The sequence below is a fragment of the Kosakonia sp. ML.JS2a genome (assembly GCF_025642095.1).
Taxonomy (GTDB): Bacteria; Pseudomonadota; Gammaproteobacteria; order Enterobacterales; family Enterobacteriaceae.
This window is the reverse complement of record NZ_CP106754.1, coordinates 1,967,902-1,994,421: the sequence shown is the minus strand read 5'-3', so window position 1 is coordinate 1,994,421 and position 26,520 is coordinate 1,967,902. Positions and strand designations below refer to the sequence as shown.

The window sequence follows — 26,520 nt, the reverse complement described above, 5'->3', positions numbered from 1 at the left end:
CCTGTGGCTGCGTTGAGATGCAGCATCAATACAATTTATGGAGATAAGATGAGAAGAATTTCAGTCCGTTCAGTGCTGTTGGCCTCCACTATTGCGATGTCAACCGCCACAACGGCATACGCCGATAGCCAATGGGCAGCGGCCACCACTACCTTTCCTGGCAGCATACGTGCCGGGTCACGGGACGTTCCTGTTCAGCCCGGAGATAAAACGGTTATAACGATTAAGAGCCTACATGCGGGCACGACCGTCACCATGCTGAATGGTGCGGAAGTCCTGACACCTAAGCCACTGACCGCCGACGAGAAGGGAAACCTCACCATTCCGCTGACCGTTCCGGCCGATGCTGCTACAGGCCTTCATCCACTCACGGTTATTACGCAAAATCCCGCGAGCGTTTCGCAGGTCATACTGAAATTGTCCCAGGTGATTCCCCCGAAAAATACAGAGGCTTTCAGGCTGCAAACAACTCCCGTCGGTGAGCGGGCTTACCAGTCGGCAATGTCGGCCGACGGGAAGCTGTTCGTCACGTCTGCTCGCGGCCCGAAGGATGGTAGCCGCCTGATGAGACTAAACGCCGAAACCCTGGCTGTCGAAGCGGAGGCTACGCTGCCTAAAGACAAAAAGGGTGAGCAAATTGGTGTCTTCGGCGTCGGTGTTGATAATGTCCATCATCGCATCTGGACGACAAATACCCTTGCCGAGACGGTGACCGTCTATGACGCCAAAACGCTTTCCGCTGTGAAAGTCTTTCCGGAAGGGTCGGTCACCCATCCACGCGATGTGGTTATTGATGAAACCCACAATCGGGCCTATGTCAGCGCAGCGTTGACCGGTTTTATCGAGGTCTATGACACAAAAACGCTGGAACATATTGGTCAGATGGAGTTCGTTGCAGAGCGTGGGCGCGAGCTGTTTAACAGTACCGATCTTGCCCTTGACAGTGCCGGAGGCAAACTCTACGGCGTCAGCCGTGATACCCCTTGGGTGGGCTGGATTGATCTCAAAACCGGCAAGAGCACGACGGTGAAAATACCTCAGGCGCAAGGCGCAACCGACATCGCTCGCGATCCGCAGACCGGCCGTCTTTACGTCGCTTCCCAGGAAACAAACAATGTCGTGGTGCTTGATGCGGACGGCAAGGTTCTCGCGGATACTTACATTGGTGCCGGGGCTGTATCTGTCGTCTGGGATCCCGTGACGTCGCAGGTTTTCGCCGCTACGCGTGCAGGCGGAACCGTTGCTGTTCTGGACAAGGACGGTAAACTGGTCGCTAATATCCCAATGGATGATACGCCAAACCACCTGACCGCCGGGCCTGATGGCGCCGTTTATCTGGTGTCTATGTATGGTACGACCGGGGATAAAGCTCAAACAGGCTCAGTGACGAAAATCACCCCCAAAAAATAACGGGTTTGATCTGCTACGTTATTCGCGAGCAGATCAGCCTGGCATGACTACTAGCCCCCAGCCGCTTATGGGTTGGGGGTGTGTCCCGGCATAACTGACCGGTATTCACATCCTCTTACCCGAGGCAGGCTGACGTCCATCTCGACCCATAAACTCAAATTTGCAATACATACTCCGCGTTGCAATGTCTGCTGCACGAAGCTGCCGGAACGCAAGTCGCTAAGAGGATGCGAGAAGCAGACATTGCATGATTTATGCCCTCCAACCTGTCGAACATTCTGATTCTTCCTGGCGTTATTCGGATAATTTGTACTTCTCCCGTGCTGTCGCCCTCTTGTCAGGATCGTGTCGCCTGTCTGTCGTGTTCGTTGAGGTACGGATGTGCGAATATGTCCCTGTCAACAATCAGCGGGAAGCATCAATGGACATGGGTGAAAAGGTGAAAGAGTACCGGCTCAGGAATGCCTGGTCACAGGAGCAACTGGCAGAACTGGCTTCCCTTTCTGTACGCACGGTGCAGCGTATAGAAAATGGGCATAAACCCGGGCTGGAAACGCTCAGCGCGCTGGCCTCAGTATTTAACGTAAACGTTGCTGAACTGTCCGGAAATATGACAAAGGCGGAAGAAACGCTGGATACGCGTATCAGCGAAGCCAGGCTTCGCGTGGAACAGGAAACGCGTTTTTATCGTGCGCTCATTATTGCCCTGTTTGTCTGTAGCGTGCTGATGGTGGTCAATTATCTCTCCTCGCCGGGAAGCTACTGGTCTGTGGTGGTGACATTCATATGGGGTTCGCTTATTGCCTTTCGCGCCCTGCGGATCTTTGTATTAAAAGATCGCATCGCCACGTGGCAGCAAAAAAGAGTACAGCGCTTGCTGCGCGAGAAGAATGATCTTTCAGTCCGGGAAAAATAGTCATCAGTGAACGATGGCTGATTAACTCCTTTTTATTTGCATAGCCGGGTGGTTTTTATAGCCCGGCAACCGTAACGCCTCATCAAAAAGGTGAAAACATGTCTTTTTTACCGTATATCCAAAATACGCCTGTCTGGGTGTGGGTCCTGTTTATTTACTTGCTTCATCGCGGTATTAATGCCCTTTTCGACAGAGAAATGCGACCGGGCAGACTGTTCTTTCTTCCGATATTTTTCCTGCTCTGGGGAATATACGGCATCACGCGTGAAGCATTTCATCCCGATATCAGTTTGTTTACGATGATAATTGGCGTGCTGGCAGGTATTGCTGTCGGGTATTTATTATGGCGCTCACAACCGCCGCTCAGACATTCTGACACACCGGGATTCATTATTCGCGCCGGAACACCGTTAACCCTCGGGTTAATCATCATTGCCTTTGGCCTCAAATATATATTGACGGCAACCGTTTATCTTCATCCTGAATTGCGTGAAGCGCCGTCGTTTAGTCTTCTCTTCGGATTACTGACGGGGCTTGTCGACGGTATTTTCTGGGGAGGAACGCTGAGGGTGTTTGTGCCGTGGTATAAAAAAGAACGCCAGCGTAAACAAGGGACAATTTAACCCTCAGGATCTGGAGCACCACGCAAAAAAAGACGACAGTGAGGTGTCGTCTAAAAGTGGAACGTCGTGAGCCCCTGTCAGGGTCATGCGGGCCTTCTTATGATGCGAATTCAGTTCACCGCCAGCCGCAAGCCTAGATCCTCCGGATACGGGGCAAAGTAGTTCTGTTGCAACAGATAGCGATCCGGGTACTCGCCCAGGTAGTGCTTCAGTAACGTTAACGGTGCCAGGATTGGCAGCAACCCATTGCGATAATGAAGGATCACGTCGCGCAGCTCGCCCCGCTGGCGGCTGTTCAGATGTTCACGGAAGTACCCCTGAATGTGCATCAGCACATTGGTGTGGTTTTCCCGCGAGGCGGTTTTTTTCAGGATCGCCATCAGCTTTTCACGGTACGCCACAAAGAAGGCGTCCAGGTCTTCCCACTCGTGCAGAGACGCGACAAACGGCCCAATCTTGCGGTAGTCCGCCTGATGGTGAGCCAGCAGTTGAAGTTTGTAGCGGCTGTGGAAGTCCAGCAGCGCGCGGCGGGTCAGGCCGTTAGCCCGCAGAGTGTTAAGCTCATGGAGCGCAAAAACGCGCTCCACAAAGTTTTCCCGCAGCACCGGATCGTGCAGGCGGCCATCTTCTTCGACTGGTAACCACGGGTACGCTTCGAGTAACGCGCGGGTAAACAACCCTACCCCCTCTTTACGCCCGCGATTGCCCTTTTCATCATACAGCCGCACGCGCTCCATGCCGCAGCTCGGCGATTTGGCGCAGACGATAAAGCCCGACAACGCCCCCAGCCGGGGAAGATACGTGTCGGTAAATGCGGCCATTTTTTCCGTCACATCATCGTGTGGCGCATGGCTGAAGCGCATCCGGAAATCGCCGTCGCTGGTCTGAACCAGGCGCAACGCCGGGCGAGGCACAGGCAGACCGATGGCCATTTCCGGGCAGACAGGCTGGAAAGCTACCCACTGCCCCAGCCCGTCCATCACAAAGCCCATGCGCTTATGGCCACCGTCAAACCGGACAGCAGAGCCGGTTAAACAGCCGCTGATCCCAATAACAGGTTGAGTATTCATGGCGATCCCCTCTTACTGCGCTTGTCGGGTGAAGAAACGCATGATGGCAGTGTTTTCATGAGTCTCATCGGGTCTTTAAACAACATGTTGCACATCGCATAATTAAAACTTACACAATAATTTTTATTTGTCCAAGTTTTAAATATAAATATTTTATATAATTCTTTTATTTCAATTTGTTATTGAAACTTATTTTGTGTGTTTATGGAGACCTTTAACGTGCGCCAGATCGGTCCCTCTCGCAATGGCGTATTGGGACGTGGGGAAACGGAATCAGAGAGGAATGACGTCGAGGGATACAACCTGCTGCTGCCAGAGTTCAATCTGCTTTTTGCGCGCCGCGGTGAGTTTGCCGGTGGTGACCAGCAGCCATTTGCGATCCGGGAAGATTTCAGGCGCAAGCATGGCGGGCGGAACAGGAAGCACGTCAATGCGGTGGCCCTGGCCGGTACGCTTGAGCGCTTCAAGCCAGATTTCACACGGGTCGGTAAGGTGCCAGCCGGTGATAAGGTAATTATCCCCCGGCGCTTTTTTATCCCCTTCGAGGCAAAACGAGGTGTAGGAGATGATGATACCGTCGAGCACTTCACGCAGGGTCATCATGGCCGGAATGTTGGCCGAGACGTTACTGCGCAACGGGCGCAAGACTTCAGTGACCAGTTCCGGGCGAGGATATTCGCGGCCTGAGTCGTAAATCAGCTGGCGCAGAGACTCGATTTTGCCCTCTTTCAGCCGCTGTAACATGCTCTCTTGCAGGGTGAGCCAGTTGTTTGTTCTGCGCGCACCGGGCCGTGCCAGCAGGGGTTTCACCTGGCTGACAGGCACCCCTTTTTTCACCCAGTCGAGGATGTTGAGCGCCTGCTGAACATCATCATCGCTGTACAGCCGATGGCCACCCTCTGTGCGCAGTGGTTTGAGCAGGCCGTAACGACGCTGCCAGGCGCGTAGCGTGGTTGCGTTGATCCCGCAAAGCCGGGCAAATTCGCCGATGGAGTAAGACATGGGGTAGGCCTGATGACAAAGAATGGTCTCAATATACTACGAATATTTCCGGCCTGAATGAAGTGCGCCATGCTTGCGCTACACTTTACGCCCAGGCGTGTAAATGAAAGGAGTTCTCATGAAGCTATGGCCCGTTGTGACCGGCGTTGCTATCGCCCTGACGCTGGTTGCCTGTAAATCCCCAACGCCGCCGCAAGGCGTTCAGCCCATCACCGGGTTTGATGCCCGTCGCTATCTGGGTAAATGGTACGAAATCGCCCGTCTGGAAAACCGCTTCGAACGCGGCCTTGAACACGTGACCGCCACGTATGGCAAGCGTAGCGACGGCGGCATTAGCGTGCTCAATCGTGGGTACGATCCGCTGAAGAACCAATGGCGTGAGAGCGAAGGAAAAGCCTACTTCACCGGCACGCCCACCACGGCCGCGCTGAAGGTCTCGTTCTTTGGCCCGTTTTACGGCGGCTATAACGTGATCAAACTGGATGATGATTACCAGTACGCGCTGGTCAGTGGCCCTAACCGCGACTATCTGTGGATCCTGTCGCGCACGCCAACCCTTCCGGAAGCGGTAAAACGTGATTACCTGAACACCGCGCGAAATCTGGGTTTCAGGGTCGATCAACTGGTGTGGGTAAATCAATAACGCGGCGTGCAAAGGCATTGTTGGCAGAGAGGCTGTGCTTTTTGATGCACGCGCTTCTGGTCTGAAACGACACATCAGGAGGAAAGTCATGCGCGCGGTGGGCGAGGAGCGGAAGTTGTATTTTGCACCTAAACGCCCTCAGCCTCCGGTGTTCCCTGATGAAATACCAGCTTCCATTGGCCATTACCAGAACACTCCCAGCATGAGGAACGAAGTGATGCTCGACTGCCATCTGGATTAAACGTCCTGTAGTGCAATATTGCGAAATTATCTCTTATTCTGATGAGCTGGAAGTCGCTGCTGAGAATGGTCGGTACATTTACTTCACTTGCAAGAGTACCTATTGTCTCTGCACGATCAACCAACATACCCGATCGTGTGATTTCTCTAAATTCCTCGTGAAGTACCTGTTCAAGCCATTCCCGATCTTTCCGCTTGTCGCCATGAAGAGAACATTCGAGTCTTTTAAGCGTCTCCAGGAGCATAGTGTTTGTCCTCAAGTACATTAGCTCACTAACTAGTAGGGTAATAATTGCTGGAAAGAAACATCCGCTCCCGGCACAAAGCTGCCCGCAATAACCGCCACAGAGTAGAGTATTGGCCCGCCGAGAATAATAGCAGGTCACTATTACAGACAGGAATTTCACAACAACAAACGACAAGGCAGGCTAACGCCTGCCTTGTACATTCTTCGCGGTAACGTTAGCTCAGTTTAAAAACGGCTACCGTCTCTTCCAGTACCTGCGACTGCTCTTTCAGCGAATGTGCCGCTGCAGAGGCTTCTTCAACCAGTGCGGCGTTTTGTTGCGTTACGGTATCCATTTGTGCAACAGCCTGGTTTATCTGCTCAATGCCCCGGCTCTGTTCACCAGTCGAGAGTGCTATTTCCGCCATTAAGCCGGAAACATGCTGAACAGTGGTGATAATTCGTTGCATGCTTTCGCCCGCCTGCGACACCCTTTCGCTCCCCAAAAGCACTTGTCTGCTGGAAGCCTCAATAAGATCCTTGATCTCCTTCGCCGCCAAAGACGAGCGTTGCGCCAGATTACGCACTTCGCTTGCCACCACAGCAAACCCACGCCCTTGTTCTCCGGCCCTTGCGGCTTCAACTGCTGCGTTCAGCGCCAGGATATTGGTCTGGAAAGCAATGTCCTCGATTAAGGAGATAATGGTGTCTATTTTGCCGGAGCTGGATTCAATCTCCTGCATCGACATCACTGCATTTGCAACAATCGTATTCCCTTCCTGCGCGGAATCGCGCATCGTTGCAGCAAGCGTGTTCGCCTGCTGGGTGTTTTCAGAGGTGTGCTTCACGGTGGAAGTCAGTTGTTCCATGCTGGCTGCGGTCTGCCCAAGCGAAGCCGCCTGCTCTTCCGTACGGGCGGAGAGATCGGTATTACCGGCAGAAATCTCTTCTGCGGCGTGCGCAACGCTCTGACTGGAAGCACGTACCTGGGTAATGATCTCAACAAGAGAAAGTCGCATCTGCTCCAGTGAGCCAAGCATCTCGCCAATCTCATCTTTCGAGCCGCTGACAACGGGAAGATGCAACTCACCCGCCGCCATTTGCTGGCAATGGCGACGCGCGATATCCAGCGGTGAAAGCACCCGGCGTCTGAGCAGGATAAAGATGGCGGCAATAATCAGGGTAAACAGCAATACAAAAACGCCGATCGTCACCATGCTGTTCACAAAGCGACTCTGCGCGTCGTTGTTAAGACGCTGGGCGTATTTTTCGCGGAAAGCGAGCAGGTTATCGAGTGTGATTTCAAACTGGCGATCAAGTTGCGGGATGGTCGTACTAACCAGCTGGTTGAACCGCACAGTGTCGTTGGCGCTCGCCGCATCCATCAACGGACGCAGCCCTTCATCAACATACGTTTGCCAGGCACGACGATAGGGAGCGGAAAGCGCCTCTTCACCGGCAACCGGGGGCGCAGCCTGATAGTTATTGAATGCGTCCGTGGCTTTTTGCATCACCGCTTTTGCACTCTCAAGCGACGCCTGCGTTTTCTGTTTATCGCCCAAAGACGCATTAATCATGGCTTCCATAAGCCTCACGCGCAGGGTGCGACTGTGATTTATCGGATCAATAACCGACAACACCACACGAATTTCTTTATTCACATTGTCCAGCGACTCGTTGCTGCGGGTCAGTGACCAGAGGTTGGACGCAGAACTGACAAGAAAAATACAGAGTAAAAGGCCGAAAACGAGAAACGAAAAACGCCTTACAGACATGTTTAATCCCTTGGATAAATTTGTTTAAAAAATGACTGCACCTTGCGTGCAGCACACAACAATAATGTTATCGACCATTTAGCATTGAGATTTAACTCAATTTTATTTATTTCCTTAAATCAAATGGTTAGATAGAATATATTATCATCAGACAATAAAACAATGACGTTCTGGTTAATTCAAAACTCTTTTTTAATACATGCGTTTCAGATATCAGCATATATTTCTGATGAAACTGGCAATGTCCACCCGGCAAATGATACGCATTACTCAGAATGAAAAACGGTAATGCGCGGCACTATTTATATAAAACGCTGGTTCGATTTTAAGAGTTCGTAAGCGCCACTGTTTTCTGATGGTGAACACTGAAAAGAGGGTTTGACAATAATCTGATTTGTTTCTGCTAAAGAAACGAGTTGAGGAAGCGTTAATCCCGCGACTTTCTCGATCATGTCATTGCTAAGGCCGTTGCTGAGCTGGCTGATGTCACCGGATTCGCTTGCCAGGCGCTGAACGAGCAAGAGATATGCTAAATTTAACTGATGAATATCATGCAGAAGGTTGTCGTGTTTAATCATTTTTTGCACCAGAGAATATATCAAAAAAATTAACGCCCCTCCTGGCTGGATCATCCGTCGGCCGCAATAATATATATATAGTGAAAATTAGCCATAAAAATAATGTAAACTTATTTCAGGACGTTAAAGAATAATTAATTATCATTTCGTTAATACAATGAGGGCCGTTATCTCGTTACGTTTATCATTGCAAATTATTTTCTTTGCCAGGTATAACCGCTTGTAATAATGAAGATATATCAATGGAAAAATGAAAATATATTATATTTTCAAAATAAGAGGGCGCGAACCTTAAGAATAATTAAGAAATACCTGACCCTATGGTTAACATATATTTATATTCCCTACGTTCCTGTTTGGCAGGAAAACCAGTGCGACGTGCGTTAAAGCGAAAGCGGACACACAATGTGCCCGCAAACATTACTCATTGCCCCATTGATTGAGGAAGTTCGCCACATCGTCGATACGACGCTCGTTGATACCGGCTTCAGTGGCCATCTCCTGCTGCGCATTCTCGCTGATCTCTTCGTTATTCATTAAACGGGTAATCAGCAGTTGGAAATAGCGCGCCAGCGCGTCACGTTCGGACTCGTTCACCGGCGTGGCTGACTCTGTCGAGTACTCATCCACGATGTCATAAAACTTAAGCGGTGTGTCGTTGTTCATAAGTCGTCCCCGGAGGTTAAAGTGGTGTCCGTTGCAGCTTGCATCGTCTGGCCTGGATAATAGCACTGTTATTTTATTTTTCTGCCATCCATTTCGGGGATAAATGCTTAAACACCGGTGGATTCGCCAGTCGGCTGAAAATTGGGTATCATCCGCTCCCACTCTCTTTGCGGGCAGCCTGATGTCTACCCTTTTCGATACCTTTATTGCCCCGCCGTGCCCGGACGAGATAGAAACGCTCTATCAGGACGATCACCTGGTGCTTATCAATAAACCCACCGGGCTACTCAGCCTGTCGGGAAAAAACCCGCAAAATCTCGATTCAGTGCATCATCGCCTGGTACAGATATTCCCTGGCTGCACGCTGGTTCACCGCCTTGATTTCGGGACGTCCGGGCTGATGGTGATTGCCCGCAATAAAGCCATCAATGCCGCCCTGTGCCAGCAGTTCAGCCAACGCAGCGTAAGCAAGGTGTATACCGCTCTGCTTTGCGGGCATCTGGAGGAGGACGAAGGGGTGATAGACGCGGCGATTGCCAAAGATCCGGCGAGCTTCCCGCTGATGACGATTTGCGCCATCCACGGCAAACCCGCGCGTTCCCGCTATCGGGTCATTGAACGGATTTATCGTGAGTCAGAAAACGGAACGTTACTGCCGTTGACGCGGGTACACCTTACCCCGGAGACCGGGCGAACCCATCAACTGCGCATTCACTGCCAGCGATTGGGCCACCCTATTTTGGGCTGCGATCTGTATGGTGGTCGCCTGCTACCGGGTACGGAGCAGACACCGCGGTTGATGCTACATGCCAGTGAGTTGCAGTTTATTCATCCGGTCAGTAAAACGCGGATCCACGCTCGTCATGCCAGCCCGTTCTGAAACCCAGGTGTCGTATCCGGGTATTACCACATCAAATCATCAGGCACTTTAAAATCAGCATACGGATCGTCTTCATCCTGCGCTTCCTGACTCAGCGCACTGTTTAATACGATACTGCTGGCATCCCGCTGGGCAATTTTATCCGCCACGCTTGCCGGGATAATCGCGTATTCACTCTCACCGTTGTTATCCGTCGCCAAACGCGCAATGGCGAGACGGCCATTAATCAGCTGGGTCTGCGTCTGCTTATCCACCATGATTTTTTTGATGACATTATTATCGGTGAAGTTAAAACCAATATCGCCTTTTGCAAGGGTGATGCGGTTCATTTCAATGAGCTGCTTCACCTGCGCTTTATACTCTTTCGATAACGCAGCCTGTTTTTGTTGCTCGCTTAGCTGCTTATCACGCTCAAGCTGCGCTTTTTTATTTTCTTCCACCGCTTCTCTTGCCTCACGTGCCTGAACGCGTGATTTTTTAGCGGTTCGCTGGACTTTGGCCATTTTTTTACTGGTGACCAGGCCCGCTTTGAGCATCTGCTCTTGTAAGGTGAGTTTTGTCATCGTTGTCGTTACCCGTTAAAGAATGTGGATGATGTCAGACCTTGAGCATTTTTACCGTGGCATCGATGTCTATCTCATCTTCCGAGAAGATTAACGTCGTTCCCTGAAACGTGGTGATCGCCAGTTTTTTCAGCGTGCGCATTTCGCCCGGCTGAGCGGCTGATTTCGGCCTGATGTTCCCCATCAGCAAACCGACGGAAAGCACCGCATTTTCTTTGTCGATGCGGGCATCGGCAGGCACATCTTCGCTGTAAACGAGGTAAGATTTGATCGACGTGAGCTTAATACGCTCGCCCGCGATATAGATGTGTTTACTTTCCGGGATGACTTTCACCGCATAGGCGGAGAGTCCCTTGTTGTTGGTGGTGGGTTCAAAGGTCACCGCCGCATCTTTTTTAATCAGATCAGGGTTGGCGACCTTAATCACATGAAAATAGCGATTATCGCCGTTTTCATCTTTGATAAATCCAAAGCCTTTATCTTTAAACCACGTTGTGATTGTACCGTTCATCGCCATTACCGCCTGATTAATCGTTTATCTACTCAATTTTTGCAGCGCGCAGTGTAATGCACAATGCCTGCGCAGACCACGCCTTTACTGTCAGTCCGAACGATAAATTTCCCTTTTTCCTGCCGCCGCCCCCGTATCATACGCCTCAGACTCCCGGCGTATTGCGCTAACCCGACAAATGCTACGATAGACGGCAAAAACCACCCGGTTAACATGAGGCTTACATGATCGTCACCACAACACCGCGGCTTATCCTTCGCGCCTTTACCGACAAAGACGCCGCGGCGCTCTTCGACTATCTCTCTTCGCCCCGCGCGCCCTGTTTTTATGATGAGAAACTCAGCAATCTCGCCGACGCAACAGAAGAGGTTAATAAACGATCGCGAGATGCCAGCCAGTTTGCCGTGTCTCTTAAAGAGAGTGACACGCTGATTGGTCACCTGTTTGCCGAAAACAGTGAAGAGCCGGACCCGAATACCTGGTGCGTAGGCTGGCACTTTAATGCGCGATATGAAGGCCAGGGTTTTGCCACGGAATCCACCTCAGCGTTGTTTGATTATTTGTTTAGCAAAAAAGGCGCCAGACGCCTGTATGCCTATGTTGAAGACTCCAATCTTGCTTCGCAGAAACTGTGCGATCGTCTCCACATGCGCCAGGAAGGCTGCTTCAGGGAGTTCGTCTCGTTTGTCACCGAAGACGGCGAGGAGAGATATGACAACACCTTCGTCTACGCCGTACTTAAAAGAGAGTGGCTGGCAAGAAATCAATAACGTGTAGGCGGAACGCCGAACATCTGGCGAAAAGCAAACGTGAAAGAGGCCGGACTGGAGTAGCCAAGATCCAGCGCAACCTGGGTGACGCTCCGGTTATTTTTGAGCATCACCACCGACTCAAGCAGTCGCACGCGTTTTTTCCACTCGCTGAACGCCACGCCGGTCTCCTTTTTAAAATGGCGCGAGAACGTGCGCACCGACATGCCGCTACAGGACGCCCACTGCTCAATGCTGTGCGCTTCGCCGGGCGTCTCCTGAATCTGACGGCACACGTTCATCAGCAACGGTGAGCCGGGCCACGGCACCGAAAACCCGGCATCAGGCAACTGCCTGAGCAGCGTGACTAACACGCGCACCAGTTGCGCATCGTCCCCCTCTTCGTCGTACATTTCCGGCACATGCGCTGTCGCGTAATGAATAAACTCGCGCACGAAATCGCTGACGATCACCACTTTGCTGCCGCTGTGTTCGATTGCGGCGAAGTCCGCGTCCACATACAGGCTTTCCAGTAGCACATGATGACTGGACAAAATGCTGTGCGGCACATGAGCCGGGATCCACACGCCGTAAAGAACAGGCACGACGAGGGTTTTGCCTTCAATCTCCACGCGCATACTCCCCTCGCGCGCATAGAGAAACTCCGCAAACGGGTGCTGATGTTGCTCCACGCCCGTATCGTCCGGCAGCGGATAGCTGCGAAAGTAGACCGGACGAGGCAGAGACATCAACACCGGCGCTGGCTGCCCGAACACAGGCTGACAGGGTGGAGACACAAGCTTAGGGCACATTAAAAGCTGACCTCTATTCGATGAAGTTTGTCTTGATACCACAGCGCAGGCCGGGCGGGTTTACTGAATAATGAGCGGGCATTAAGCATATTTCACTCAGTTATGAATAATTTACCACCCGGCAATCAGGGCGATAACCTCTTTTCGCAGCAGGTTCGCCCTTCGCGCCAGGCCACCGATGGCGGGTAGATTTTCCGGCTGACCGACGAAACCGTTGAAGGAAAAATGATGGCTAACGAATGTACCGCCGTTGATATGAGTAAACCAGACCAATGGCTGCGGATCGTGCAGGAGCTGTTATCACAGGCCGGTATTGTTATTAATGGGTTTAACCCGTGGGATATCCGGGTGCATGACAAACGCTTTTTCAAACGCGTGTTACAGCAGGGCTCTCTGGGGCTCGGCGAGAGCTATATGGAGGGGTGGTGGGATTGCAAACGCCTCGATATCTTTTTTGAGCGGCTACTGAACGCAGGCGTGGATGAGCAGCGCCCTGCCCGCCTTTATGATCTTGCCCGTATCGCCTTTGCGCGGCTGACTAACCCGCAGTCCCGCAAGCGTGCCTGGCAGGTTGGCGAGGTGCATTACGATCTCGGCAATGACCTGTTCAGCCGCATGCTCGATCCCAACATGCAGTACTCATGCGGTTACTGGAAAGAGGCAGAAGAATTATGCGAGGCGCAGGAGCACAAGCTGGCGCTGATCTGTGAAAAACTCCAGCTTAAACGGGGAATGACACTGCTGGATATTGGCTGCGGTTGGGGCGGGTTAGCGCTGTACGCCGCCCGGCATTATGGTGTCAAAGTCGACGGTATTACCATTTCGGCGGAGCAAAAAGCCTATGTGGAAATGCGCGGTCTCGGGCTGGATATCAACATCCTGCTCCAGGATTACCGCGACCTGAACAAGCAATATGACCGCATCGTCTCCGTCGGCATGTTCGAACATGTGGGGCCTAAAAACTATGCCACCTATTTTGCAACCGTGGACCGTTGCCTGAAACCGGATGGTCTTTTCCTGCTGCACTCCATCGGGTCAAATCAGACCGGACATAACGTCGATGCCTGGATCAATAAATACATTTTTCCTAACGGCTGCCTGCCTTCGGTAAAACACATTGCGACGGCCAGCGAACCCTGGTTTGTGATGGAAGACTGGCACAACTTTGGTCCGGATTACGATAAAACGCTAATGGCCTGGCATAGCCGTTTTAATGAGGCGTGGCCGCAGTTAGCTGAGAATTACTCCGCTGAATTTCGCCGCATGTTCAACTACTACCTGACGGCCTGCGCGGGCGCGTTTCGCGCCAGAAATATCCAGCTCTGGCAAATTGTCTTTAGCCGGGGCGTCACCGGTGGACTGCGTGTGGCGCGCTAACGCGGGTCACCGTTTGATCGTTCAACGCTATTCGTCAATTGCCGGACAATATCGCGCAACGCCCCTGGCAGAAGTTGTCGCCCGCATAAGCTGTTTCTTACGGCAGCGCATTACGCCACTTCCGCCAGGGTACGCAGAATTATCCTTATCGCCGGAGGGTTATAGCGCACCAAGTTGCTTCATTAACGTCAGATTATCTTCGATGTGCCAGTTTGCCGTGATTTTGCCTTTTTCCACCTGATAAATATCAGTCGCAATAAAATCGACGATCTGGCCTTTTCCTTTCAATTTCCCGAAGGTGCCGGTGAAATGCCCGCGAAAGTGAAGGTGTGATACAACGCGATCGCCGGCGATGATCATCTGTTCAACCTCGCAACGCAGATCCGGCACCGCTGTACGAAAACCTCGCGAAGCCAGGATGGCACCTTCAGGCCCTTGTTTTCGCCCTTCCGGCGGTGTTTTATCGATAAAATCCGCCGCCAGCGCCTTGCGTGCCAACGTATCATCACCGGTGTTCCAGAATGTTGCGTAACGCCGTGCCGCGGTCTCAACATCCGCCAGATGGGGTTGCGCCATACCCTGCTCAACAATTAACTGTGTGGGTTGAATAAGTGCCTCATCGGCGGCGTGAGCAGCATAAGAAAGCGGCAGACACACCATGACTGCGGCACGCGTTAAATAATATTGTGGTCGTTGCATGGTTTATTCCCTGCTCCTGAGATCATTTGATTTATAGACGGGGTAATCTGTATAGCCTTTGTCATTACCGCCAAACAGCGTGGCGGGATCGTTTATTTCGTCTAACGGCAAATGGTTCTTTAGCCGATACGTTAAATCCGGGTTAGCAATAAACGGGCGACCAAAAGCCACCAGATCGGCCAGCTCTTCATTTAAAATCTGATCGGCTTTGTCCTTGGTATAATTGCCCGCGACGATAAGGGTGCCGTTAAAGGTTGCGCGTAACGCTTTACGGAACGCTAACGGTATTTGTGGCGCATCGTCCCAGTCCGCCTCTGCCAGATGGATATACGCAATGCCTTTTTTATCGCACCATGCCGCCAGCGCCAGAATCGCGTCAATCACCTGCGGATCATTCATGCCACGCTGAGTAATGAAAGGAGAAAGGCGAATGCCTGTACGCTCGCTGCCAATCGCATCGCTTATCGACGCCAGTACGTCTTGTGCAAAACGGATCCTGTTTACCAGGCTACCGCCGTATTCGTCCGTACGATGATTGGAGGTACGGCGCAAAAACTGATCGATCAGATAGCCGTTCCCGCCATGCACCTCAATGCCATCAAAGCCAGCCTCAACTGCATTGATTGCGGCCTGACGGTAATCCTCTATCACCTGCTGAATGTCTGCATGGCGCAATTCTCTGGGCTCAGTACAGTCAACCATCTGCCCTTCACCTTTCTCATTGACCACCCACACTTTGGCCTCAGAGGGCAACGCAGAAGGGGCAACAGGTTTACCGTCAGCGTGGAAACGCGCATGCGACATGCGGCCAACATGCCACAGTTGGGAAAAAATGATCCCTCCGGCGTGATGAACGGCTTGCGTCACCCGCCGCCACCCGGCAATTTGCTCTGCGGAGTGTATGCCCGGCGTCCAGGAGTATCCCTGTCCTTGCGGGGAGATTTGCGTTGCTTCCGTGATCATTAACCCTGCACTGGCGCGCTGCTGATAGTAATCGGCCATCAGTGCAGTCGGAATATTGCCCGGTTGCGACGAACGCGCACGGGTCATAGGCGCCATAACGATCCGGTTTTTCAAACTGATATGCTTCATCTGATAACGGTCAAAAAGTGAATGCTTGTCCACCGTAAACTCTCCTGTCTGCCATCAATGAAGTCACTTTACTTACCGAATTTAATTTTGATAATTGCAGTGAAAGCTGATTCTCTTTTCAGGAAATCCGAATAATGGGCAAACTCGAAGATCTGACGCTGCTGGTAGAAGTGGTGAAAGCCGGAGGGCTTTCTGCTGCGGGGCGGCGGCTGGCGCTCTCACCCGCTACCATGACCGCCAGGCTGAAAGCGATTGAAGAGCGTTACCAAACCCGTCTGTTTAATCGTTCCACGCGAGCAATCGGCTTAACGCGCGCCGGAGAAGCGTTTTTTCATGCCGCGTTGCGGGTGCTGGATGAGATGTCTTATGCAGAGTCCATTCTCACGCAGAAAGAGGGGGTCCTCAGCGGGAACATCCGTATTTCCGCACCGTCGGATTTTGGCCGGCAGTACCTGGGCCCTGCCCTGCTTGATTTCACCAGGCTGCACCCGGAGGTGAAAAGTACGCTCTATCTCAGCGAAAATGTCGTCGATCTGGTATCAAACCGTCTCGATATGAGCGTGCGCTTTGGCAATCTCCCGGACAGCAGTTTAGTCACCCGGCATATTCGGCCAAACCACAGGGTGCTGGTTGCGTCTGTAGACTACCTGCAACAGGCTGGCACACCCCAAAAAATTGAAGATTTGCATCAGCATCAATGCATTGCGATGGAATTACGCGGCATGCTGATGAATGAATGGCGGTTTGAACAACACGGAAAAGCCAGCACCGTTCGTATCACGCCCGCCCTGGTCTGTGATGATGGTGCGCTGCTCCGCCAGTGGGTACTTGCCGGTGCGGGCATTGCCGCTAAATCGTGGTGGGATGTAAAACATGATGTGGAACAAGGGCGGCTTAACGTCCTTTTTGCCGATAGCTTTATCGGTTTTAATCGACTGGATAAAAAAGATGTCGGCTTGCAGTTTGTTTACCCGCAACGGCGACTGCAACCATTGCAGATAACTGCTTTCACTGAGTTTTTCATCGACTGGCTTGAAAAAGCCTAACCGGCGTTCACTTTCTCACTGGCCTTGCTTTCCACAGTGGTATCAAGCCCGCGTTTCTGCGGGCTTGTCAGTCATGCACGGGCTTACTTCCACCACACTTCCGCCTGCACACCCACGGTGAATTGATCGCTTTTCGCATCGGCGAATTCAAACTGGCTGATGCCGTTATCCTGCACTTTCAGGTACGTGCCGTAGAAGCGAATTTCCGGACGCGAGGTCAGGATGCTGGTGTCCACTTTAAGCGCATGGTAGAGCGTGGTTTTATACCCCGACTCGTGGTACGTCTCACCGGCGGTTTTATTTTTCTGATCGAACCAGGCAAGCTCCACGCCGGTCTGGTTATTGCTATCCCAGATATAGGCCGGGCGCACCACTGCACGAACAGAATCGAAATCCGTGTGCGCGCCTGTGTTGTAGTCGTAAATGTCGTTCCCGTGGGCATACACCAGCGCGTGCGCCATCACCACATCCGGGCGTAAATAGTTCTCACCCTGGGAAATCACGCGGAAGGCTTTGCCGTAAGCATGCTCGCCGTAATACTGGTCGTTATAACCGAAGGTCGGGTTGGCGTCGGAAATCAGCGCGAAACCGCTGGCGATGGAATTATCCGCCCCTTGTACGGTCAGCTCATTAAACCCGCCGCCGGTAAAGTTGTGACGCAGGATCAGCCCGGCATGCCACGCATCTTTTACGCTGTAGTAGCTGCCGTTGTTCTCGTTTTTGCGATTGTCATCGGTTTCATTCGGCATCGCGTAGCGGCCAAAGATCTCCAGCGTCGCCTTATCCCACAGCGGAATGTCCTTGTAACGCACTTCGGCGCTGTTGGCATTTACCTGCTGGGTGTTGCCGGAAGTCGCGTAATCCACGGCGTGCGCTTTCACGTCTTCGCGGGTTAGCGCCACGTTCAGCTTGCCAGGACCAAGCTGCCAGTTCTCCAGACCGAGGCCGGAACCGGCATTGGTGCGGTGGCTTTTCCAGTCCAGCATCTGGATTTCATACACCGGCATATTGTGTTTGCCGACCCAAAAATCCGCTTCGGGCGCAAACGGCAGGAACCCTTTGGTGGTCAGGTAGATATCGGAGAACTGCAACACGTTTTCCGAGGTACTGTCGAACCAGCCCGCGCTGTACTGCTGGCCAACGTTACCGTCCAGCATCACCACCGCTTTCGCCACCTTGCCGCCGGAATCGTAGACTTTTTGCGACAGTTGCAAATCAAACCAGGCGCTGTTTTCCTGGCCGAAACGCCCCAGCGAACCGATCGCATAAGATTTCGGTGCACCGCGCGTTCCCGTGGACCAGCCGGAACGGAAATAGCCGGAATATTCAAAGCCAATGTCGTTTTTCACGTACTTGCTGATATCCGCCAGCGTCACATCCTGCGCAGGCGTTGCGCCGCTGACTTTCGCGGTGCTGGTGGATGCTGTGCTGTCGGTCGCAACGGCCGGGGTCTTATCCGCAGAGTGATGACGAGCGCTGGTGACCGCAACGGCCCCACTGCCGGTATTTTCCGCTGGCTGCGCGAAATAGCGTTTATATTGCCGCAGCTCTTGTTTCGTCTCCTGTAATTCCTGTTTATTTGCCGCCAGCTCTTTTTCCAGTAATTCCAGTCGCTGTTCAACGGTCAACTTCGCGGCAATAGCACTATTCGATACAAGCGCTGAGGAGATTAATACTACAATCCATTTTAACTGATGCTTTTTATTTATCGTCTTTTTATTCATAACAATAACCCTGTAGAGTAGCGTGACTGAGTAGTATTAATTCGGCAATAGCTGGCCGCCTGATGCGTTAAATCCGCATCCGGTTACCCATTAATTGCCTGACCAGTACGACGCCCGCACTGGTTATTTTTGTAATAATGAGATCGGTTATATGTTTTACATAAGATATCCGCTAGTGAGTGACGATTTACCCCTGGTAATGACCTGCCTTTTGCTGGCTGTGGCGGAAGCAAAAAAAAACCTGAATCATTTTTCCGGCGCTACTGCACACAGAAAAATCATTCAGGTTTTGCCCGCATCGGATACTGTCAAATACGGTTACAATCCAGCTTGTCTTGCGACAGAATACTGTCTTTTATTTTACTGACAAGCTCTGCCTCTCCCCGCCTCGTTATTTTGTGAACTCGCGCAGAATTTCCACGCTATTCCCGCCAGCCCATTGCCGGAGCAACATGCTTAAGGATCGACTCAATAACATGTGCATTATAATCAACGCCCAGTTGATTCGGCACCGTCAGCAGCAGCGTATCCGCTTCGGCAATCGCTTCATCCTGTTTCAACTGCTCAATCAATTTGTCCGGCTCTGCCGCATAGCTGCGACCAAAAATGGCGCGGGTTTTCTCATCCAGAAAACCGACTTTATCGCTATCATCACGGCTGCCGCCAAAATAGGCGCGGTCACGGCTGTCCATCAGCGCAAAAATACTCCGGCTAACAGAGACGCGCGGCGTACGGGTATGCCCGGCTTCGGCCCAGGCATCACGGTAAGCACGGATCTGTTTTGCCTGTTGAATATGGAAAGGTTCGCCGGTTTCGTCATCTTTCAGCGTCGAGCTTTGCAGGTTCATCCCCAGTTTTGCCGCCCATACTGCCGTCGCGTTTGAGCCCGCCCCCCACCAGATGCGTTCGCGCAGGCCTTCAGAATACGGCTCCGGGCGCAGCAACCCAGGCGGGTTGGGGAACATCGGTTGCGGGTTCGGTTTGGCAAAGCCTTCGCCTCGCAGCACATCCAGCAGCGCTTCGGTGTGGCGGCGCGCCATATCAGACTCCGTTTCCCCTTCCGCAGGCTGGTAACCGAAGTAGCGCCAGCCATCGATCACCTGCTCCGGGGAACCCCGGCTGATGCCGAGTTGCAAGCGACCGCCGGAAATAAGATCCGCCGCGCCAGCGTCTTCTGCCATATACAACGGGTTTTCATAGCGCATATCGATAACGCCCGTACCAATCTCGATATGACAGGTTTTCGCACCAATGGCGGCTAATAAAGGAAACGGCGAACTGAGCTGACGGGCAAAATGATGCACCCTGAAATAGGCGCCATCCGCACCTAACTCTTCGGCGGCAACGGCCAGATCGATGGATTGCAGCAACGCGTCAGCAGCCGAACGCGTTCCGGATTGCGGCGACGGCGTCCAGTGACCAAATGACAAAAATCCGATCTTCTTCATGACGTAGTTGTCCTTCTCTTCAGGGAAATAATCAGCAGAAGAGCACGGGCGACTGTGCCTGCGCGCTTCTGCTTTATGTCTCCCCTACTCTACGCATTGCGCGATACGAATAAATATCGTTTGTTTAACATAATGGTTCAAATTAATTGACTAACAGTGTGAGCAGAGCAGAAAGTAAACGGAAGCAGGAACAGGCGCCACGCCCCGAAACCTGTGAAATGTCGAACGGGTTCTGCTTTGAGGATGACGATATGCCCCCTTTTCATCAACTTACAGCCACCAGTCTGGGCGGCCAGCCTGTTTCTATGGTCGACTACGCGGGTAAAGTGGTTCTGGTCGTGAATACCGCCAGCCATTGTGGCTTCACGCCACAATACGGCGGCCTTGAAGCACTCTACAAGAAATACGCCGCCCGGGGTTTGGTGGTGCTTGGCTTCCCCTGCAACCAGTTCGGTAAACAGGAACCCGGCGGTGCCGACGACATCGCGCAGACCTGTCACATTAACTACGGTGTGAGCTTCCCGATGTTCGGGAAAGTAGACGTCAACGGAACCGCAGCTCATCCGGTGTTTCGTTATCTGAAAAACGAATTGCCCGGCGTACTGGGTGGGCGGATCATGTGGAACTTCACGAAGTTTCTGATCGGACGCGATGGTAAACCGCTCAAGCGCTTTGCACCGTTCACCACGCCGGAGAAAATGGAAGCCGCAATCCTTGCGGCCCTGGAACGCTGAGTGATTCAGTAATTCGAACTATTCAGTTTCAGAGTACTGCCGAAAAATTGATTATTCGTGAGGGATAAACTCCGTGCTTCACTGAAAGCAATAGTGGTTTTCCCGGCGGCTGGAGCTGAGTTTTCTACCTTTAAAAGGGGACAGCCACATCGGCGATCCCCGTTTTTAAGCATGACGAATTAGCTTTGACAGAAGCGGAGCCGGTTGCCAAACGGGTCATGGACTTCCATGACATCACCCCAATCTTGTTTAACGATTTCCGGGCGACCGTATCCATATTGTTTGCCGTGGAGTTCATCTCTGAACAACGCAATATTCTTCATCGGAATAAATATCGTTGCGCCCGGGCTGGCGTCACCGTGATGTTCAGAAAGATGTAACTGCAAACCCTCCCGGGCAATACCCATATACAGGGGTAAGTGGGGTTCGAACCGGTGTTCAAACTCAACGCGGAATGACAGAAATTCCAGATAGAACTCCTGTGCTTTCCGGACATCAAATATGCGCAGAATGGGTATCGGCTTACTGAAATGAATTTGAGATGGGGAAATCTGTGGGGGCAAGGTTGCTGCCGCCGTGTTCCAGTCTCTGAAGCCTAACTGGTGGGCAACGGTTTCGAGTGCAATAGAATAAGAGATCTTGCGATCACACAATTCAAGAGAGGCTTTTAATTTGGCAGCCATTTGTTTTGCTTGTTCGATAGAAATCATATCTTCTCCTGTCGTCAGGAAATGAGGGTGCTCGCATTACCACAACCCGACTATCAAGAGTTGTAAATTTAATGAGGTTGAGTACAAACATGCTTTCACCTTTTCCTTTCAGGAAGCGAGCGGCGGGCAGCACGGGCCCTGAGTGAGGGTACACAGCCTCAGGAAATTTCACAAGTTTTCAGATACGAATGGCGGGATCGACTACCTGTTCACTTTATACATAAACGTTGTGCTGTCTAAAGTATTCTCAATAGATTTGGCATAAAGAGGTATCGTACCGGCTGTTTGCCAGCCAAGAGATCGATATAATTCACTGGCCACATCACCCGTTCGCGTATCCAGTACAAGTAAATAAATGCCCTTTCCCCAGACCATTTCTTCTGCCTGATTCATTAATTGCCGCGCAATACCCTGACGACGCGATTGGGGATGCACGAGTAATTTTGCAATTTCCGCACGGTGGCGGCCATTAGGCATACCACAATAGTTAATGATGACTGTTCCGGCTAACACCCCATTATCACGGGCGACCAGTAACTCACAATCATGGCTTGCCAGACTGTAGATTTTATCTTTCCAGAAATTATCGATGGATAAGCGATCTGCCGGATCGGTAAAGCCTACACTTGCCCCGTCCTTTACACACGCCTGCAATACATCGCCTAATTCGGATAACATCAGGTGAGCGTCTTCAGCATTAAGCTTTTGATATTCGATCATGATTTACATACCACCAATAAATAATGTGCGCCCAGAGTGTCATGAGCCCTGAATGAGGAAGATCCTGATAAATGAAACCGCAAGCTGTCACCTTTTTTCAAAGACCAGCTCTCTGCATTCTGTGTAATTGTTAATTCACCTTCATATAACCAGAGATAGTGTTCCAGTCCCTGTACCGGTGGCTTCTGATATTCAATGAAAGCACCGGGACTTAGCTTCCCATCAATCATTTCGCATTTATATTGGTTTGAGGGCGGTATTAACAAACGGCGCTCAAATCCATTCACCTCATCCCGCCACAACGTTTGCTGATCTGCTGTAAACAGATTCTCGGCAACTTGCTCTATCTCGTTGATAAGCCGGGACATCGTCATTCCGTACACACTACAGAGTTGATTGAGAACTTCGGCTGTTGGACTGACTTCACCGCGTTCAATTCTCGATAACGATGCCCGGCTTATCCCCGACGCAGAGGAAAGTTCATCCAATGACTGGTTATGCTGCAAACGCAATGCAGCAAGACGCGCAGCCAGCCGCTGCCTGTAATCGGTGTTATTCACACTCACCTCCCTAAAATGAGATAAATTTCTCTTTTATGGGATGTTACTGAAAACGGATGGCCAGTCAAGCGGAACAGTCGGGTCAGCCGCATTCCGGCGTCGGAATTCGCCCGGCGGCATGCCTGCGTACTTGGTGAAAGCGACGTTGAACGCACTCGCGGACTGGTATCCGGTCTGGAAGGCAATCTGTTCGATTTTATCCTTGCCACTCATCAACGCTTTCCTGGCTAACGACATTCGCCAGAAGAGCAGGTATTGCATGGGTGACATGCCGACTGTCTCGCTGAAGACGGCAAAAAAAGAGGATCGGGACATAGCACAGTCACGGGCAAGGTGCGCTATTTGCCAGTCAGCGCCGGGTTTTTCATGGATAATATGTAGCGCTGTGGCGATCTTTTCATGTTGTAACCCTTTCAGGATACCGGCCGTTTTCGACAGTTCTTGATCGCTGCGCAACGCTTCAACCAGTAACAGTTGCAAAAGCTGCGTCAATACCGCGTCACGTCCTGGTCGACGGGTCCGGCTTTCATCCAGCAGGAGTTCAAACAGCGTGACGAAACGACGCTCGCCTTTAATCAGGATCTCGTTGGGCAGTAACGCGACGATAAGCTGTTTGTCCGGTGTGTCGAATTGACAGTGCCCCACATTCATGAGCAGTTCAGCCGACCCGGTTGTTGAGCCAATTCTTACGTGTCCGCCGCCAAGAAAGGTTGGCATCGTAATGCCAACGGGAGGCGGGGTGCCCGCATTGGTGTTCTCAAAGGTGTACGTTGCGGGTATCAGAACGAAATCCCCGGAAACCAGTAATTTGGGGGCTTTACCGTTAATACTTATCAGGCATTCGCCTTGCAATACGGCACAGTAAAACGCCTCTCCGGACGACTCGCGGATAATACGCCACTGACCCGCCCCCTCAACGAGTTTTGTATGAGTTGGCCTGGGGTTGAGTAACGCAACAATATCGGTTAACGGGTCTGACACTGGACTTTCTCTCAATGAAAGTGGACTTCTGAATATATATTGTCCATTCTGCGGCGGCTATGATTACTGCTCTAGTCAACAGAGAGGATTAACCATGGCAACTGCACTGATTACCGGATGCTCTTCAGGTTTTGGGCTGGCAACAGCAACACTTTTTTTAGCCAGGGGTTGGGACGTGATTGCCACAATGAGAACGCCTGATGCGACGCTTTTTCCTGCAAACGACAAGCTGACGATATTGCCGCTGGATATCACGTCTGAGGAGAGCATTACTCACGTGGTGAAAAAGGCTGGCGCGATTGACCTGCTGGTCAATAATGCCGGCTTTGGTGCCCCGGTACCCGTTGAACTCACCCCCCTGACAACCGCGCAGCAACTAATGAACACCAATGTCCTGGGCACATTGTCATTAACTCAGGCGTTTCTCCCGCTGATGAGAGCGAAAAAATCAGGGGTGATCATCAATGTTTCTTCATCTGTGACGACCAAAGCGATGCCGCTAATTGGGCTTTATCGTGCCAGTAAAGCGGCGTTGAATGCATGGAGCGAGTCATTAGCCATCGAAGTCAGGCCTTTTGGCATTCGCGTTCATGTTGTGTTACCGGGACGCTCGCCCGAAACGAAGTTTGGCGAAAATGCGCAGGCTTATTTTGGCGGGCGGGACGATCCTGCGTATGGAAAAATGGTGAATGAATTTATCCAGATGGTTGGCAATTCCCACGCGCCAGTCACGCACGCCGACGATGTGGCGGAAGCCATTTTTGCCGTCGCTAACGATCAACACGCCCCGCTGTACACCGCTGCTGGTGAAGATGCGCTGGATTTTCTTACAGAAGCGCAGCAACACTCCCCCTTCTCATACTGATTGTTCCGGGCGAAGATGTGACTAATAAGGAAAGAGAGAGGACCTCCCTCTCTCTGTTTCTCAGCCACGGGCCGCAAGTTCATTTACATCAACTCATAGTCATAAATATGCGTAAAGCGGCTTTGTGCCATATGTGAACAACATGATCCTGCGAAATTGCTCAAACACGGGATGATCATGTATGCATTCCATTATCCATCTTCCAAGCCCCTCTCCCTGATATTCTTCAAGAACATAGACATCGCAAAGGTAAGCGAACGTAGCATAATCTGTTATCAGACGAGCGAAACCTATCTGGGCTTCATCATGATAAACACCAAAGCAAAGGCTGTTTTCAATTGATGCGCCTAAAGCAAGCGTTATTGGGTTATCAGCCCGCCGCCCAGTTGCTCGATCAGCAGGATATGTTGATCCAGTCTGTCGGCCTTCATTTGCACCACACTGCGATCGGAGGCCAGTAATTGTTCCTGTAATGACAACACATCCAGCCACGGGCGGATGCCCGCTTTAAACTGCGCCGACACATCATCCCATGCGCTATGCGCCAGTTTATCGGCCTCTTCCGTCTGCGTGATTTGCTGCTCAAGGGACTTCATCCTGACAATAGACGTGCTGATATCGCCAATGGAAGAGATCAGCAGGCTGTTGTAATGGGCCACCGCCAGATCCCAGTCCGCGTTGCTGCTTGCCAGATCCGCCCGCCGTTTCCCGCCGTCAAAAATCGGCAATGACAGCGTAGGACCAATATTGAAGAACTGACTGGGCGCGCCAACAAATGCATCACCCAGTAAGTTACGCGTACCAGCTTCGGCCACCAGGTTGATGTTCGGATAGAACGCCGTTTTCGCGACCTTGATTTGCTTTTCCGCCGCCTCAACACGCCAGCGGGCGGCAACCACATCCGGCCTGCGTCCGACTAATTCCGCCGGGATTGTCGAAGGCAGCGCATCCTGCACGACAAGTGTATTTTCGCCAGGTTTCAGATGGCGCCAATAATCCGGGCCTTTCCCCACCAGCGTCGACAGTTTTATGCCTGCCGTGGTGACATTTTCCTGCGCCTGTAATAACGCCGTTTGAGCATCGTTGTCGTTTGCCAGCGCCTGTTTATATTGATACTCCGGCGAAATACCGCCCTGATAAAACTGGCGCTGAATGTCGCTGATTTTTTTCAGGCGATCGGCGTTGGCAGCAGCAATTTTTTCCAATTTCCACGCGGTATTCAGGTTATTCCAGGCGCGGGCGATATTTGCCGATAAACTCAGCCCGGCAGCTTGTTTATCCAGTTCGCTGGCTTTCGCATTGCCTAATGCCGCTTCCCAGGCGGCTTTTTTCCCGCCCCATAAATCGAGCACATAGCTGGTGCCCAGAGAAGTTGTCCGCAGCGTACTGTAATTTTTACCTTCGAGCAGCGGGTCATCGACTTTTGCCACGCGGGAACGGGTAACGCTGGCATCCATATTGATATCCGGCAGTTGCGCCGCTCTGGCGCTCACCACGGCGGCATTGGCTTTATTGGCCCTGGCGTTGGCTTCCTGTAGGCTCGGGCTGGCAGCCAGTCCGTCGCGAATCAGCGTATTTAATTGCGGATCGTTAAAACTCTCCCACCAGTTGCGCTGGGGCCATCGGGCCGGACTCAGTTGCGCCGTCGACAACGTCTCTTTAGCCTGAAGCGTATCCGCGTTCAGTATTTTATTGCCTGTATTTAAGCCTTCGGATGTTGCACAACTGCTTAATATCAGCGTAGCAAGAATAGAAAGGGTTACTTTTTTTCCGTGGTGATGGATTTTCATTATGCCATTGCCCTGCGCTCTGCAAACGTCATGTGTTTTATCGACAATCGTTATTAACATCCTACCGTTTGCTTACACACGCAGGGATTATCTTTTAGTGCTTAAAAGAT

At 51.8% G+C, this 26,520-nt stretch carries 28 protein-coding genes and 1 pseudogene; 10 read left to right on the top strand and 19 right to left on the bottom strand.

Annotated elements, in window-relative coordinates; all coding sequences use genetic code 11:
* Positions 1 to 48: 48 nt before the first annotated feature.
* From N7922_RS09565 to N7922_RS09555, 3 genes are all read left to right on the top strand, one after another.
* The gene (locus N7922_RS09565; RefSeq protein ID WP_263100311.1) at positions 49 to 1,410 is read left to right on the top strand and encodes a YncE family protein; all 1,362 of its coding nucleotides are present in this window, start codon (positions 49 to 51) and stop codon (positions 1,408 to 1,410) included.
* A 421-nt stretch (positions 1,411 to 1,831) separates the two neighbouring features.
* Positions 1,832 to 2,326: a helix-turn-helix domain-containing protein gene (locus N7922_RS09560; RefSeq protein ID WP_263100310.1), complete on the top strand. Its 495-nt coding sequence runs from the start codon at positions 1,832 to 1,834 to the stop codon at positions 2,324 to 2,326.
* Positions 2,327 to 2,424: 98 nt separating this feature from the next.
* Positions 2,425 to 2,949 carry a DUF6622 family protein gene (locus N7922_RS09555; protein WP_263100309.1) on the top strand — a complete coding sequence of 175 codons (525 nt, stop codon included), beginning with the start codon at positions 2,425 to 2,427 and terminating at the stop codon, positions 2,947 to 2,949.
* 110 nt (positions 2,950 to 3,059) lie between these two features.
* On the opposite strand, the gene N7922_RS09550 is transcribed toward N7922_RS09555, so the two are convergent.
* Both N7922_RS09550 and N7922_RS09545 read right to left on the bottom strand, forming a co-directional pair.
* A complete protein-coding gene (locus N7922_RS09550; protein WP_263100308.1) occupies positions 3,060 to 4,019 on the bottom strand; it encodes a YbgA family protein in 960 nt (319 codons plus the stop codon).
* Between the two features lie 273 nt (positions 4,020 to 4,292).
* Positions 4,293 to 5,021 (bottom strand): MerR family transcriptional regulator, encoded by a 729-nt coding sequence (locus N7922_RS09545; RefSeq protein WP_263100307.1) that lies wholly within the window; start codon positions 5,019 to 5,021, stop codon positions 4,293 to 4,295.
* A 118-nt stretch (positions 5,022 to 5,139) separates the two neighbouring features.
* Here N7922_RS09545 and N7922_RS09540 point away from each other — a divergent pair, with 118 nt between their 5' ends.
* Positions 5,140 to 5,664 carry a lipocalin family protein gene (locus tag N7922_RS09540; RefSeq protein ID WP_263100306.1) on the top strand — a complete coding sequence of 175 codons (525 nt, stop codon included), beginning with the start codon at positions 5,140 to 5,142 and terminating at the stop codon, positions 5,662 to 5,664.
* Between the two features lie 128 nt (positions 5,665 to 5,792).
* Here the strand turns inward: N7922_RS09540 and N7922_RS09535 are convergent, their stop codons facing one another.
* The 4 genes from N7922_RS09535 to N7922_RS09520 all read right to left on the bottom strand — a co-directional run bounded on the left by N7922_RS09535 (position 5,793) and on the right by N7922_RS09520 (position 9,149).
* Complete coding sequence (locus N7922_RS09535; protein WP_263100305.1) at positions 5,793 to 6,149, bottom strand: nuclear transport factor 2 family protein; 357 nt, start codon at positions 6,147 to 6,149, stop codon at positions 5,793 to 5,795.
* 217 nt (positions 6,150 to 6,366) lie between these two features.
* Positions 6,367 to 7,905 carry a methyl-accepting chemotaxis protein gene (locus N7922_RS09530; protein WP_263100304.1) on the bottom strand — a complete coding sequence of 513 codons (1,539 nt, stop codon included), beginning with the start codon at positions 7,903 to 7,905 and terminating at the stop codon, positions 6,367 to 6,369.
* 302 nt (positions 7,906 to 8,207) lie between these two features.
* Entirely contained in the window at positions 8,208 to 8,483 is a 276-nt protein-coding gene (locus N7922_RS09525) for a flagellar transcriptional regulator FlhD (protein ID WP_263100303.1), read from the bottom strand.
* A gap of 420 nt (positions 8,484 to 8,903) precedes the next feature.
* Entirely contained in the window at positions 8,904 to 9,149 is a 246-nt protein-coding gene (locus N7922_RS09520) for a YmjA family protein (RefSeq protein WP_263100302.1), read from the bottom strand.
* 181 nt (positions 9,150 to 9,330) lie between these two features.
* On the opposite strand from N7922_RS09520, the gene N7922_RS09515 reads away from it, so the two are divergent.
* On the top strand, positions 9,331 to 10,029 hold the full coding sequence (locus N7922_RS09515) for an RluA family pseudouridine synthase (protein WP_263100301.1): 699 nt from the start codon (positions 9,331 to 9,333) through the stop codon (positions 10,027 to 10,029).
* Between the two features lie 23 nt (positions 10,030 to 10,052).
* Here the strand turns inward: N7922_RS09515 and N7922_RS09510 are convergent, their stop codons facing one another.
* Together N7922_RS09510 and N7922_RS09505 are read right to left on the bottom strand one after the other, a co-directional pair.
* The gene (locus N7922_RS09510; protein ID WP_263100300.1) at positions 10,053 to 10,592 is read right to left on the bottom strand and encodes a DUF2058 domain-containing protein; all 540 of its coding nucleotides are present in this window, start codon (positions 10,590 to 10,592) and stop codon (positions 10,053 to 10,055) included.
* A gap of 34 nt (positions 10,593 to 10,626) precedes the next feature.
* Positions 10,627 to 11,109: a cold-shock protein gene (locus N7922_RS09505; protein ID WP_263100299.1), complete on the bottom strand. Its 483-nt coding sequence runs from the start codon at positions 11,107 to 11,109 to the stop codon at positions 10,627 to 10,629.
* 218 nt (positions 11,110 to 11,327) lie between these two features.
* Between N7922_RS09505 and N7922_RS09500 the strand changes: the two genes are divergently transcribed.
* A complete protein-coding gene (locus N7922_RS09500) occupies positions 11,328 to 11,873 on the top strand; it encodes a GNAT family N-acetyltransferase (RefSeq protein ID WP_263100298.1) in 546 nt (181 codons plus the stop codon).
* Here N7922_RS09500 and N7922_RS09495 read toward each other — a convergent pair.
* Entirely contained in the window at positions 11,867 to 12,601 is a 735-nt protein-coding gene (locus tag N7922_RS09495) for a helix-turn-helix domain-containing protein (RefSeq protein WP_263100297.1), read from the bottom strand. The two genes, N7922_RS09500 and N7922_RS09495, sit on opposite strands and share 7 nt — an antisense overlap.
* 291 nt (positions 12,602 to 12,892) lie before the next feature.
* On the opposite strand from N7922_RS09495, the gene cfa reads away from it, so the two are divergent.
* Entirely contained in the window at positions 12,893 to 14,041 is a 1,149-nt protein-coding gene (gene cfa / locus N7922_RS09490; RefSeq protein ID WP_263100877.1) for a cyclopropane fatty acyl phospholipid synthase, read from the top strand.
* Between the two features lie 159 nt (positions 14,042 to 14,200).
* Here the strand turns inward: cfa and N7922_RS09485 are convergent, their stop codons facing one another.
* Together N7922_RS09485 and N7922_RS09480 are read right to left on the bottom strand one after the other, a co-directional pair.
* Positions 14,201 to 14,701 carry an ester cyclase gene (locus N7922_RS09485; RefSeq protein ID WP_411554257.1) on the bottom strand — a complete coding sequence of 167 codons (501 nt, stop codon included), beginning with the start codon at positions 14,699 to 14,701 and terminating at the stop codon, positions 14,201 to 14,203.
* Positions 14,702 to 14,743: 42 nt separating this feature from the next.
* Positions 14,744 to 15,832, bottom strand: a complete 1,089-nt coding sequence (locus N7922_RS09480) for an alkene reductase (protein WP_411554255.1) — start codon at positions 15,830 to 15,832, stop codon at positions 14,744 to 14,746.
* A gap of 134 nt (positions 15,833 to 15,966) precedes the next feature.
* On the opposite strand from N7922_RS09480, the gene N7922_RS09475 reads away from it, so the two are divergent.
* On the top strand, positions 15,967 to 16,878 hold the full coding sequence (locus N7922_RS09475) for a LysR family transcriptional regulator (protein WP_263100294.1): 912 nt from the start codon (positions 15,967 to 15,969) through the stop codon (positions 16,876 to 16,878).
* A gap of 83 nt (positions 16,879 to 16,961) precedes the next feature.
* On the opposite strand, the gene N7922_RS09470 is transcribed toward N7922_RS09475, so the two are convergent.
* Positions 16,962 to 18,602 (bottom strand): carbohydrate porin, encoded by a 1,641-nt coding sequence (locus N7922_RS09470; protein ID WP_317633852.1) that lies wholly within the window; start codon positions 18,600 to 18,602, stop codon positions 16,962 to 16,964.
* A 422-nt stretch (positions 18,603 to 19,024) separates the two neighbouring features.
* On the bottom strand, positions 19,025 to 20,050 hold the full coding sequence (locus N7922_RS09465; protein WP_263100293.1) for an LLM class flavin-dependent oxidoreductase: 1,026 nt from the start codon (positions 20,048 to 20,050) through the stop codon (positions 19,025 to 19,027).
* 251 nt (positions 20,051 to 20,301) lie between these two features.
* Between N7922_RS09465 and N7922_RS09460 the strand changes: the two genes are divergently transcribed.
* Positions 20,302 to 20,784 carry a glutathione peroxidase gene (locus N7922_RS09460; protein ID WP_263100875.1) on the top strand — a complete coding sequence of 161 codons (483 nt, stop codon included), beginning with the start codon at positions 20,302 to 20,304 and terminating at the stop codon, positions 20,782 to 20,784.
* A 179-nt stretch (positions 20,785 to 20,963) separates the two neighbouring features.
* Here N7922_RS09460 and N7922_RS09455 read toward each other — a convergent pair whose 3' ends face one another.
* The 4 genes from N7922_RS09455 to N7922_RS09440 form a co-directional block, all read right to left on the bottom strand.
* Complete coding sequence (locus tag N7922_RS09455) at positions 20,964 to 21,494, bottom strand: glyoxalase superfamily protein (RefSeq protein ID WP_263100292.1); 531 nt, start codon at positions 21,492 to 21,494, stop codon at positions 20,964 to 20,966.
* 201 nt (positions 21,495 to 21,695) lie between these two features.
* Complete coding sequence (locus N7922_RS09450; protein WP_263100291.1) at positions 21,696 to 22,214, bottom strand: GNAT family N-acetyltransferase; 519 nt, start codon at positions 22,212 to 22,214, stop codon at positions 21,696 to 21,698.
* A complete protein-coding gene (locus tag N7922_RS09445; RefSeq protein WP_263100290.1) occupies positions 22,211 to 22,780 on the bottom strand; it encodes a helix-turn-helix domain-containing protein in 570 nt (189 codons plus the stop codon). The genes N7922_RS09450 and N7922_RS09445 overlap by 4 nt, the downstream gene beginning before the upstream one ends.
* 27 nt (positions 22,781 to 22,807) lie before the next feature.
* Positions 22,808 to 23,755: an AraC family transcriptional regulator gene (locus N7922_RS09440; protein ID WP_263100289.1), complete on the bottom strand. Its 948-nt coding sequence runs from the start codon at positions 23,753 to 23,755 to the stop codon at positions 22,808 to 22,810.
* Between the two features lie 94 nt (positions 23,756 to 23,849).
* Here N7922_RS09440 and N7922_RS09435 point away from each other — a divergent pair, with 94 nt between their 5' ends.
* Positions 23,850 to 24,620 carry an SDR family oxidoreductase gene (locus tag N7922_RS09435; RefSeq protein WP_263100288.1) on the top strand — a complete coding sequence of 257 codons (771 nt, stop codon included), beginning with the start codon at positions 23,850 to 23,852 and terminating at the stop codon, positions 24,618 to 24,620.
* Positions 24,621 to 24,731: 111 nt separating this feature from the next.
* Here N7922_RS09435 and N7922_RS09430 read toward each other — a convergent pair.
* Both N7922_RS09430 and N7922_RS09425 read right to left on the bottom strand, forming a co-directional pair.
* Positions 24,732 to 24,983 (bottom strand): annotated as a pseudogene (locus N7922_RS09430) (GNAT family N-acetyltransferase); the annotation flags it as partial.
* Positions 24,980 to 26,410 carry an efflux transporter outer membrane subunit gene (locus N7922_RS09425; RefSeq protein WP_263100287.1) on the bottom strand — a complete coding sequence of 477 codons (1,431 nt, stop codon included), beginning with the start codon at positions 26,408 to 26,410 and terminating at the stop codon, positions 24,980 to 24,982. The gene N7922_RS09425 and the pseudogene N7922_RS09430, both read right to left, overlap by 4 nt.
* Positions 26,411 to 26,520: the final 110 nt, after the last annotated feature.